The following is a 10,062-nucleotide window of genomic DNA, read 5'->3' as shown; positions in this document are numbered from 1 at the left end:
CCGGCGCCGGAGATGTTCTGCGAGGACGCCCACATGCGGCGGGCCTCGTCCTCGACGGTCTGTGCGTGGGTCTCGAAGCGGCCCGCCATGTCGCGCATTGCGTGCGGGTCAGTCATGAAACGTGTCGTCATATTGCGTCTCCTATCTCGAAGTTGATCGTGCGAGTGCTAGCCGTCCAGCGGTAGAGACTACGGCCCGGCGGCGGATTGCTGGCCTGAACCAGTAACTTGCCCCTCCCTTTTTTTCCTGCCGTCAGACAACGACCTGCTTGGGCATGACGATCGGCTTGAACCCGTAGCGCGGTCCGGCGTAGGCACCGGCACCCTTGGCCGCTGCGGCCATGCCGGGCATCCCGGCCATCATTCCCGGAGCTGCGGCTTCTTCGGGGACGGTCCAGCCGCTGCCCGCCAACGCGGTGCCGGCTGCGGCCTCCACCGCTGGGGTAGCGCCGGCCCAGCTGGCCGGCACCGACAGGCTGCCGACGAGCGATGCCTCACCCAGGCTGGCGGCTGCGCCGACCTCGCTGGCCAGGCCTGCCGCTGCCGCGCCCTCCGCCGCGGCTGCCACCGGGGCCGCCGCCTCCGCGGCTGCCGCCGCGATGTTGGCGTCGATGGTGTGGGCGGCGAAGATGCCGTTCGGGATGGCAGCGAACATGAACCACGACGCCGTAACACCGATTTGCTGGATGCCGTTGAAGATGAACGGCGTACCGAGGAAGCCGTCCAGCGCAGTGAGGAACTCCTGAACGGGGACCGGCAAGGCGTTCCACAAGCCGGTCCCGATCGACGAGGTGCCCAGCGCGAGGTTGCTGAGCTCGGACTGCAGGCCAGTGACAATGTCGCCCAGCGAAGCGGCGGGTCCCACCGCCTGCGCAGCAGACACAGCGGCCGCTTGGGCAGCCGCGCCACCGGGGTTGGTCGTCTGCGTCGCAGGCAGCACCGGCTCCAGAATCGCTGCTGCCGCTGCGCTGGCCTGGTAGGTGGTCATCGCGACGACGTCCTGGACCCACATCTCCATGTATTGCGCCTCGGTCGCCATGATCGCGGGCGTGTTGATACCCAAGAAGTTCGTGGCGACGAGCGCGGCCAGCAGAGCCCGGTTGGCCGCGATCACCGGCGGCGGCACCGTCGCGGTGAACGCCGCCTCGTAGGCGGCCGCGGACGCGGCGGCCTGGATACCCGCCTGTTCGAGGGCCGTTGCGGTGGAGGTCAACCATGCCACGTTCTGCTGAGCGGCAGCGGCCGCGGACGTCGATCCGGCACCGGTCCACTGCTCGGTGGTCAGTGTCGTGACGATCGACTCGTACTGGGCCGCCGCGGTGCTCAGCTCCGAGGCGAGGTTGTTGTAGGCCGCGGCAGCCGCCATGAGCGGTCCGGCGCCCGCGCCGCTGTACATGAGCCCGGAGTTCGCCTCAGGGGGGAAACCTGCGTAAGACATTTGCTATCCCGTTTCTCTTGGCTTGTTGGTGGTCGCTGGTGGCTGGGTTGGTTTAGACGGCGGTCAGCTTGGGCATCACGATGGGCTTCACGCCATAGCGCGGTGCCCCGAAGCCGGCACTATTGCGGGCGGCCGACGCCAGGCCGGGAACGCCCGGGTAGATGCCTCCGGGTGCGGCCGCCGAGGCAGCCGTGAAGCCGGTGCCGGACAGGGCGCTGGGAGCGGTGCTGGATACCAGGGTGGTCCCGGCAGCCCAGCTCGGCGGGGTCGACATTGCGCCGACCAGCGTGGACGAGCCGACGCTGGCAGCCACGGGACCCATGGCACCACCAGTCAGGCCGCCCTCGATCGCCGCTCCCTCGATCGCCGCGTCGGCGGCGATCTCCTCGGGGACACCGAAGCCCTCCGGGAACAGGCCACCGCTGGTCAGACCCAACATGTTCGACGAGGCCGAGGCGAAGTTGCCGATTTCGTAGCTCGCGATGTTGGCCATGTTGCTCGACGGGTTCAGCGGCTGACCGCCGAAGCTGGTAACCGGACCACCCAGCAGCGTGGCGACCTGGGTAATGAAGTCGTCGACCGGGGAAGAGGCTGCCGGTGCGGCCGCCGCGGCGGACGCGCCGTCAGCCAGCGTGGCCGCGGCCGCGTTCGCCGCCTCGGAAGACTCGTAGGTGCCGCTGCTCAGCCCCAGGGTCTGCACGAACTGCTCCTGGATGGCCTGGGCTTCGGCGGCGATCTGCTGGTACAGGGCGCCGTACGCGGTGAAGATGCCTGATTGCATGATCGAGACCTGGTCGGCGGCCGCGGGAGCGATCGCAGTGGTCGGGGCTGCGGCACCTGCGTTCTGCGCCGCGAGGGCACTGCTGATCGCTCCCAGCTGCGCCGCCGCGGCGGCCAATTCTGCGGGCACTGCTGTCAGGAATGACATCTATTGCTCCTTAGGTGTGAAAAACGAGCCGCCCCTTGACTCCCCGGGTCGACCCTGTGTGTTTGCGTACCGGCCCCTGTGCGTTGGCGTAACGCTAACTAGCCCGAGCTCCACAGTTATGGTCGAAAAGCGCAGGGTGACGGACGTTTACGGCTTCTTAACGAAGGCGCTCGCAGTTTTAACAAGCTCTTGGCGGGCGATACGGCCGCGTCATCTGAGATCCGGGGGGCGGCGACCTCTTTGGGCGCGCGGCGCGCGATCCTACATAGAGATCGGTTCTGGCGCACGTTAGCGTTTCGGGGGTACGCAACGTCCCTGATGGAGTCTGCGCACGCTAGATTCGCGGCGGGCCCCCATAGCCCAATTGGCAGAGGCAGCGGACTTAAAATCCGCCAAGTGTCGGTTCGAGTCCGACTGGGGGCACGAGAAACAGCAGGTCAGAGCAGCTTTCGTCTAGTTTCGGCCCTGTCGTCTCGTCCCCTTTTGGACCACCGTGACAGCGGCGTGACAGCACGGAGGCAGCGACGCGGCAAGAACACACTGGTCTAGCCTGTCGGTGCTGCGTCGTACCGTTGCCGTGTGTGGGCACCGCCGCAGGGATCATCGTTCACGATCTACACGTCGCCGTCGGTCGGCATGACGATCCAAGGCATCGTCTTCTCGCTGTTCCCGGGAACCGGCATTCCACGCTGTATGGCGGCGTCTGGAGTGACGAACGGGGACGACAGGCCCGCTGAACCCGTGTTGGTCACGTCGTTCGACTTGCCAGAGCAAACCGCCGCCGAAGTAGATAAACCGGCTCAGGAAGTCCGGGACGTCGATGCCTTCCTACGTGACGCGTTGCCGCCCAGCCGAATCACCTCTGCTTGCATCGTGAACCCAAACGATCCACCCGACGTGCTCGCATTCGTCGACGGGGCCCCCTTTGGCATTGAGGCAACGCAGTTGCTTCCGCCAGAGCCAGAGCTTGATAAGGCAAATTGGATCATCGGACGATGGAAGTCATTCGAGCAGTTCAGAGACAAGGTATTGGAGCGAGATCCGCGCAGCCTGACGCAACACCGCGGTCTGCTCACAGTGATGCATTTTGGTGGACACGAGCCTGCGGCAGCTAAGCGCCTGCCGCCTAAGCGCGCCAACGTCGGGAGCGCGATAGCAGCGCTGCTGACCGCTACACCAGTCGTACGAGACGGCATGCACGCGGCTAATCCACCACCGCACCTCGAAGATTCTGAGGTTAGACAGTGGTCTTCCGACAGATCGATCTTTTTCACCTGGACCCAATTGCCGCCCTGGTACCAAAGTCCCTTCTATAACCGGATGGGCTTTGAGCTGGCGCTGGGCTACCACGCAACCGTTACACGCAGCGATCTGCGAGACGAATTGTTCAGACTTATCGACGACCATGACGGCCAAGAGACTGAAACACTGGTCGTGACCCTCAATGCGCCGGTGAGGTCCGGCCTAACGTTCCCGTCTAGCGGCCTAATCGCCAAAATGCTGTTCGAGGATGAACAGCCACTAGAGGGCTGGACACCAGCACACATCGAACGCGTAGCGCTGCACGATCAGGGCGAGAAACAGGTGAAGTGGATTCTCGGCTCAAGTCCATGGACTTAGGCGCTACTAGCCTTACGCGTCTGCAGGTTCACAACGTTTGGTGCCTGTGCTACGCCACGCCCGACCTTCGGCGCTGCCTGTTCGTCCTCATTGATGTAGTCAGCGTAGGTGGTTAGTGTCAGCACGAACGTGGAGTGGCCGAGCCACTTGGACACCTGCATGTAGCGATATCAGTGCCCGATGGCTTCTTCTTCACAGCATCAAATTAGGCCCACAGTGGGGTGATACGTTGCGACGTTTCGTTAGGGGTTCTCGGCCCTTCCCAAGACCCCCTTGGCTAGGCCGACTGAAGTTCAGGTATGTGGCTTTGGCCCGACCCGGTGTAGGACAGCGGAGCGCGGGTTGAGAGCCGGAATTGCATGAGGATCTGACGATGCTCAGGTGCCGCGAAGTGATATGCATGCTCGATCGCGTCCACGGGAATCGCAGCGTTTAGGCTCAGCAGCTCGACACCAACAACGGTGTCCGTCTCGTCGATATCGACTAGGACGTGCGGGGTCAATTCAATTGTTTCAACGATCGGTGCATCCGTGAATTGGATATATGCGGCCCTGACATTCGAGTCGACCCGTAGAGTCACCATCGCCTGCCCCTCCATGCCACGGTCTTCACTGTGAGGTCGCCGGTATGCATAAACGATGGTATCTGACCTGGCAAGATCCAGACCCTGAGGACGTGGATTCCGTTGGCGGCGTAGCCCTCGTGGCGGTCTCCGTTATCCCCGTCTCCGGGCTGGTCTTCAAAGCACGTCCGTATGGCGGATTCGACGTCTGCGCGGGTAATGCGGCGAAGTCTCATTTGCCGCTCGGCATGCTCACCGGGCGGGATGATCAGCTCGAACTCGTCTGTTGGTGCTGTCACTGCGGTGGCGCAACGATGTTGAAGGCGAGCCTGCGTTGTTCCCGTCCGTCAATGTCGATGAAGATCTCGCAGAGTCCAGGCGCGACCAGAGGGATTACAGACATGGCAGTGAACAGCACAGCGACCTTCCCGTCGTATCTGACGGGTTCGGGACCGGGAGTGAGTGTCCCGTTGATCTCGATGTTCATGGGGCCGGGCGGATTGATCCGGATCAGCAATTCGATCGATTGGGTATCTTCGGGTGCTCGTACTCTGCCGGCAATCGCCAACGAATGCTGAGCGGGTAGTCCGGGTGGCCGGACCTCGAGGTAACTCGCTCCGATCGCGGTCAACGTCCCGGATGCTTCTACCTTCGCGTATTCGGCGACGAATGCGTAGTCCAGTTCGGCCCTCGCTTGTCCGGGAACAGCCTTTTCGTCGGAGCGTGTTCGTGCGGCCAAAGCTGCTAGCAGTCGAGGCATTTCCTGTGTGTTTAACTCGGGGATGAGCCGGCGCCCTACATCACTTAGTGTGGCGATGAAGCTCTCAAGGCGGCCTCGCTCGATCACGTACGAGACTGTGTCGTCAACTAGGTCATCTTGCAGTCCTCGGTTCAGAGCTACGATCCCGACTAATCGGACATCGTTATCTTTCGCTTCGTCGCTTTCTGCGTATCGCTGCATTTCTTCCGCTGACGTGAAAGTTCTCTCGCCGACGATTGCGCTGACGGCGGCACCCCATTCGCCTCTGACGAACACCGTCTCACCGTCTAGGTGGCGTGTGTGGAGTTGGTCGTAGATGCTTCGGAACCCGTCGATGGTCGCGTAGATAAGTTCCTTGACGCGTCCGGTGGCGGCGGCTTCGTTAATTACACCTGGCGCGCTTGCCGGGTCACCGATGAGGTTCAAGGCCCGGGCGTGGTCGGCTGGCGTTAGATCCTGAGTCATCGCGCGTCGCCGCCTTCGGTGTTCATGGGGCGAATGCTACGACGCCAACCCGACATCGAGCTGTCGGTGTCACGACGATGTCACAACTCAGCGCAATCGGGGATGGACTCCAATGGACACGGGTGGACTGTATTAACAGCTAGAAGCACCTTGGTCGCTAGTACTCGTATGGACTGCGGTTGTGGGACTAAAATCCGCCAAGTGTCGGTTCGAGTCCGACTGGGGCAGGTGAAAGCCGCTCGAGCCCAGCCCGCGATCAGATCCGCGGGCCCAGCCTGGAACAGCCGGCAGCAGTCGGTCAATCTCGGTCGCCCGCGCGCGGGCGCTTCGAGAAGCCTTGCCGAGTTGCATGGCGAGTGACGTAGCGCCGCGCAGGACTCTCGCGCCTTGGGTGGTCAGATCTAGCTGGTGGTTCTGGCGATCGTCAGACGATACGGTTGGATTCAAAGGTGCAAGCCCTGCTCGATGCACTCGCCGCTGCGCTCAACCACCGCGCCGCCGCCGCCCTTGCGTCCTTGTCACCGAAGATGCAGACTTTGTCGACTTCCTCGGCCATTGGGAGCAAGGACGGTCTTTAGTCCAGGCGGGGCATGAGGCGATTTCGCCGGCTTGCTGGCGTCCGGCGCCTTATCTTTCACCGCGGTCAAGCACAGCGACGTCGGGAAGGGAATCGCACTGTGTCATACGATTTGGGCGATTCCCGCTCACTCGGGCGTGACCGGTGAATCCGTTCCCGGCCGTCGGAGAGTCTTCACACTCGTGGTCGTGCGTTCTGCCGATGGCGTTCGCATCCGGGCGGGTCAGAACACTGAAATCCGCTACTCAGACTGAACGCAGGCCCCATCGTTGGTAACGGGCGCCGTGAATCGACTCAGTCCCGCGCCTTCGGCGGGTCCATCAGCTCGAGCGCGGCGGCCTGGCCGTCACGAAGAAAGCCGATGATGTCGGTCGCGCTAGCGCGGATCTCCTTCTGATTGGCCCGTTCCGGTCCAAGAAGGGCCGTGACCGCCGCGCTCAGCACGCCCATCGGATCGTCAGGCGGCGCGGGCGCCACAGCGGGACCGATCATCGAAAACGCGATACCGGTGATCAGGGCGTGCAGGGCAAAGGCCTGGTTCGACGTTTCCCAGTCGTCGCGTGCCAACCGGTTGCGGCGCCAGATGGGGAGCACGGCGTTAACCACAGAGCTCGGCCCGAGCGCGTCATGCAGGGCCACCGTGCGGGGGTGGTCGGTCAGGATTCCGAGGAGCTGTTGGTCGTGGCGCTGCAGCGCGGCCAGCAGGGGCTGACTGGTCGCAATCTGCAGCATCGTCGGGCAGAAACGGGATGGACGGGCCAGGTCCGGATCCGCTTCGAGTTGGTGAATCAAGTCGTTCAACAGACCCAGGAAACCTCGGCCGATCAGTCCTATGAGCAGGTCTTCCTTCGTCGGCCAGTACAGGTAGACGGTTCCCTTCCCGACATGGGCACGCTCGGCGACATCGGCGACCGAGAAGCCCCTGGCGCCGCGGCCGATCAGCAGTTCGCCGGCCGCCGCGAGCAGCCTGGCCGCCTTCGCCGAGTGCTGCTCGGGCAGGCCGTCCAGGGATGTGCTCACCAGGGTGACTATAGCGTCGCGCACCAGGCTGACTGACCAAACGACCAATTTGGTCAGTTTGTCGGGTAGAGTTGCGGTGCCGGTGTCCACCTGTGAAACGAAAGAGCTTGGGATGCAAAAGTTCACCGCCACTGCCGATTTCGCGCCTCACAGCAACGAGTCGCGCCGGGTACAAGCCCTGCGAAAGGCGATCTTCGCCATCGCCGACGGACTCAACCCGGTGGTGGATCTGTGTCGTATCCACGTCGACGGACTGGACAACCTACCCGCCGACGGACGATTCCTCCTCGTCGGCAATCACACGTCATCCGGATTGCCCGAAATCGTCTTGATCCCCTACTTCGTGCACCGCCGGCTCGGAGTGCGGGTGCGAGGTCTCGCCACCCGATCACTGGGCGACGTGGGAGGTCTGGCCCGAGATGTGCTGCAGGCGGCCGGGGCCGTTGTCGGTGATCAGGACACCGCTGCCGAACTGATGCGCCAAGACGCGACGCTGCTCGTCTTCCCGGGTGGTGGCCGGGACATGCTGAAGTTCAAGGGCGAGGAGTACCAGTTGCGCTGGGAAGGTCGCAGCGGATTCGCGCGCCTTGCCATCGCTCACGATTATCGGATCGTTCCGGTCGCACTGGTCGGCGGTGACGACGTGTATCTCAGCCTTGTTCAACGCGGCAGCGGTTGGGAGCGGATGACCCGGACCATCGGCGAACGGATACACGGCGTCACCGGAGTGGGCATACCGCTGGCGCGCGGACTGGGTCCCACCATAATTCCCCGACCCCAGCGGATGTACCTGCGCTTTGGACAGCCGATAGACACCCACCGGCCTCAGGGCGTGCATCCCGGCGAATGGGAAACCGATGTGAAGCAACGCGCGCAAACCGCGCTCGAAACCGCGCTCGCCGACTTGCAATCCCTGAGGGCTGGTGACCCGTTCCGGCACCTGAACCCTCTTCGCTGGACGAGAGCAGTCAGCTGAGATCACGAGCGGCTACCGCCCCGGCGGCGCCACTCGGTAGACCGCACCCGCCTCGTCGTCGGTGATGTACACCGCGCCATCCGGCCCGACCACCGCGGCGACCGGACGGCCCCACCGGGAGCCGTCATCGGCCTGGAAGCCGCCGACAAGAGTCTGCTGATCGCCGAGCGCGCCGCCCCGCCACGCGAAGAACGACACCTCGGGTGCGCGCGGCGGCTTCCGGTTCCACGAACCGTGGATGCCGACCAGGGCACCATCGGCGTAGGGCTGGGGCAGCGCGCCGGTCGTGAACGACAGTCCCAGGGGTGCCGAGTGGGCGCCCATGCTCTGCTCGACGCGCGGCAGCGCCGCGCAGTCCAACGCAGATCCGTCCTTGTTGGTCGTCATGTCCCGAATGAACGGCATATCGGCGGGACCTCCGTCGGGATTGCAGAAGGGCCATCCCAAGTCGCGTCCGGGCGTGAGACGGGCCAGCGCCTCGGGCGGATGGTCGTTGACGTAGTCGACGTCGACCTCGCCCCCGGGATCGGGTGTGTTGTCGCGGTTGTTGACCGCGGTCCACACCGACCCGTCCGGCGCGACGGCCAGGCCGGTTCCGTTGCGCACGCCCGTCGTGTACGGCGCTGCCGGACCGCCGCCGGGCGGAATCCTCATAATCGTGGCCCTGGGCGGTGTCGCCGTGCGGTCCTGCGGCGAGATATTGGCCGTCGAACCGATTGAGAAGTAGACCGCACCGTCGGGCCCGACGGCCACGCTCTTCAGTGCATGCGCGTAGGCGCCGTGCAGATCGGGGCTGCGCGCGTCGGGAAGGCCGGCCGCGATGGTCCGGCGGTTGACCGCCCGTCCCTCGACGTAGTCGTACTCGTCGATCTGGTCGCTCTCGGCGACGTACAGCTTCGATCCCGCAAAGGCCATACCGTGCGGTTGGTCGAGCCCTTCAACCAGCGTCGACTGGCCGACTGGTGTCACCTTGACGATCTGCCCGCCGGCCGGGACGGAGACCAGAAGCGCGTCATCGGGGGTCCATATCGCCAAGCGCGCCTTCGGGATTCGCGCCCACACCGACATCGTCCAGCCCGCGGGGATCAGCGCCTGACGCGGTCGGTCGAACGGTGCCGCCGCCAGGTCGGCGGGGACGCGGACGGCGGCGGGCACCAGCCTGCCTGGCGCCGCTGCCTCTGGAGCCGACCCCCGCGGTGATTCGGCCGAGCAACCCGCCAGCAGCAGGATGCCGACCAGTGCGGCGGCCACTATGTCACGCGGAGGGAGGATTCGCACGCCATGACGCATACCCGGCCCAACAGCGGTCAACGCGACCTTGTGCACGGTGAGACACTCATCTAATGGCCGACAGTGCTGCGGAGCGCGGCCGCATCGCCGAACGACGAATCCAGGAGTTGGCGGCGCAACTGCGTGACCTGACGAGTGGGGGACACTCGTCCGCGGAGTCCGTCGAGGCGGCTCGCGCGCATGCAAAGGAATCGCTGCAACGTTCGGTGGACGCTCATCGTGCGGCCGCGCGGCGGCACCTGCAAGCAGCTTCGGTGCACGAGGAAGCTGCCTCGGTTCACGAGCGGGTGGCCGCAGAAGGAATCGGCGACGTCGAGGAGCATGCCCGTGCGGCCGCTCGCCACCGTGCGGCCGCTGACGCTGACCGGCGGGCGGCGCTGCAGGATGACGCCGACGCCGACGCCGAGGAGTAGCGCGCGAAGGCGCC

General features: G+C 64.6%; 10 protein-coding genes, 1 tRNA gene and 1 pseudogene. 4 read left to right on the top strand and 8 right to left on the bottom strand.

Annotation, left to right across the window (positions count from 1 at the left end; all coding sequences use genetic code 11):
- The 3 genes from AWC08_RS10990 to AWC08_RS10980 form a co-directional block, all read right to left on the bottom strand.
- On the bottom strand, positions 1 to 131 hold a 131-nt coding region (locus AWC08_RS10990; protein WP_463842729.1), incomplete at its 3' end, for a WXG100 family type VII secretion target.
- Between the two features lie 121 nt (positions 132 to 252).
- Entirely contained in the window at positions 253 to 1,437 is a 1,185-nt protein-coding gene (locus tag AWC08_RS10985; protein WP_069435637.1) for a PPE family protein, read from the bottom strand.
- A gap of 52 nt (positions 1,438 to 1,489) precedes the next feature.
- Positions 1,490 to 2,365, bottom strand: coding sequence for a PPE family protein, SVP subgroup (locus AWC08_RS10980; RefSeq protein WP_069435638.1), 876 nt, complete (start codon positions 2,363 to 2,365; stop codon positions 1,490 to 1,492).
- 349 nt (positions 2,366 to 2,714) lie between these two features.
- Here AWC08_RS10980 and AWC08_RS10975 point away from each other — a divergent pair.
- Positions 2,715 to 2,788: transfer RNA gene (locus tag AWC08_RS10975), tRNA-Leu, on the top strand.
- 156 nt (positions 2,789 to 2,944) lie between these two features.
- Positions 2,945 to 3,985, top strand: a complete 1,041-nt coding sequence (locus tag AWC08_RS10970) for a hypothetical protein (RefSeq protein WP_142283514.1) — start codon at positions 2,945 to 2,947, stop codon at positions 3,983 to 3,985.
- On the opposite strand, the pseudogene AWC08_RS38115 reads toward AWC08_RS10970, so the two are convergent.
- The 4 genes and pseudogenes from AWC08_RS38115 to AWC08_RS10950 form a co-directional block, all read right to left on the bottom strand.
- Positions 3,982 to 4,149, bottom strand: a pseudogene (locus AWC08_RS38115) (tyrosine-type recombinase/integrase); the annotation flags it as partial. The gene AWC08_RS10970 and the pseudogene AWC08_RS38115 overlap by 4 nt on opposite strands.
- Before the next feature lie 113 nt (positions 4,150 to 4,262).
- The gene (locus tag AWC08_RS10965; RefSeq protein ID WP_065136359.1) at positions 4,263 to 4,583 is read right to left on the bottom strand and encodes a DUF2283 domain-containing protein; all 321 of its coding nucleotides are present in this window, start codon (positions 4,581 to 4,583) and stop codon (positions 4,263 to 4,265) included.
- A gap of 259 nt (positions 4,584 to 4,842) precedes the next feature.
- On the bottom strand, positions 4,843 to 5,733 hold the full coding sequence (locus tag AWC08_RS10955) for a DUF6941 family protein (protein ID WP_142283513.1): 891 nt from the start codon (positions 5,731 to 5,733) through the stop codon (positions 4,843 to 4,845).
- 910 nt (positions 5,734 to 6,643) lie between these two features.
- On the bottom strand, positions 6,644 to 7,459 hold the full coding sequence (locus AWC08_RS10950; protein WP_232007900.1) for a TetR/AcrR family transcriptional regulator: 816 nt from the start codon (positions 7,457 to 7,459) through the stop codon (positions 6,644 to 6,646).
- A gap of 22 nt (positions 7,460 to 7,481) precedes the next feature.
- On the opposite strand from AWC08_RS10950, the gene AWC08_RS10945 reads away from it, so the two are divergent.
- Positions 7,482 to 8,345: a lysophospholipid acyltransferase family protein gene (locus AWC08_RS10945; RefSeq protein ID WP_065136361.1), complete on the top strand. Its 864-nt coding sequence runs from the start codon at positions 7,482 to 7,484 to the stop codon at positions 8,343 to 8,345.
- A 12-nt stretch (positions 8,346 to 8,357) separates the two neighbouring features.
- Here AWC08_RS10945 and AWC08_RS10940 read toward each other — a convergent pair whose 3' ends face one another.
- Positions 8,358 to 9,635 carry a PQQ-dependent sugar dehydrogenase gene (locus tag AWC08_RS10940; RefSeq protein WP_083271178.1) on the bottom strand — a complete coding sequence of 426 codons (1,278 nt, stop codon included), beginning with the start codon at positions 9,633 to 9,635 and terminating at the stop codon, positions 8,358 to 8,360.
- A 53-nt stretch (positions 9,636 to 9,688) separates the two neighbouring features.
- Between AWC08_RS10940 and AWC08_RS10935 the strand changes: the two genes are divergently transcribed.
- Complete coding sequence (locus tag AWC08_RS10935) at positions 9,689 to 10,048, top strand: hypothetical protein (RefSeq protein WP_069433913.1); 360 nt, start codon at positions 9,689 to 9,691, stop codon at positions 10,046 to 10,048.
- Positions 10,049 to 10,062 lie beyond the last annotated feature (14 nt).

Origin of the sequence: Mycobacterium gordonae (genome assembly GCF_002101675.1) — a bacterium.
Taxonomy (GTDB): Bacteria; Actinomycetota; Actinomycetes; order Mycobacteriales; family Mycobacteriaceae; genus Mycobacterium; species Mycobacterium gordonae.
Note: the sequence above shows the minus strand (reverse complement) of the source record. Positions and strands in the feature narration are given on the sequence as shown.

What these genes read in the sequence shown, in the direction of transcription:
- AWC08_RS10985 (WP_069435637.1), bottom strand. Translation starts at nt 1,437, where the DNA reads ATGTCTTACGCAGGTTTCCCCCCTGAGGCGAACTCCGGGCTCATGTAC.
- AWC08_RS10980 (WP_069435638.1), bottom strand. Translation starts at nt 2,365, where the DNA reads ATGTCATTCCTGACAGCAGTGCCCGCAGAATTGGCCGCCGCGGCGGCG.
- AWC08_RS10965 (WP_065136359.1), bottom strand. Translation starts at nt 4,583, where the DNA reads ATGGAGGGGCAGGCGATGGTGACTCTACGGGTCGACTCGAATGTCAGG.
- AWC08_RS10945 (WP_065136361.1), top strand. Translation starts at nt 7,482, where the DNA reads ATGCAAAAGTTCACCGCCACTGCCGATTTCGCGCCTCACAGCAACGAG.
- AWC08_RS10940 (WP_083271178.1), bottom strand. Translation starts at nt 9,635, where the DNA reads ATGCGTCATGGCGTGCGAATCCTCCCTCCGCGTGACATAGTGGCCGCC.
- AWC08_RS10935 (WP_069433913.1), top strand. Translation starts at nt 9,689, where the DNA reads ATGGCCGACAGTGCTGCGGAGCGCGGCCGCATCGCCGAACGACGAATC.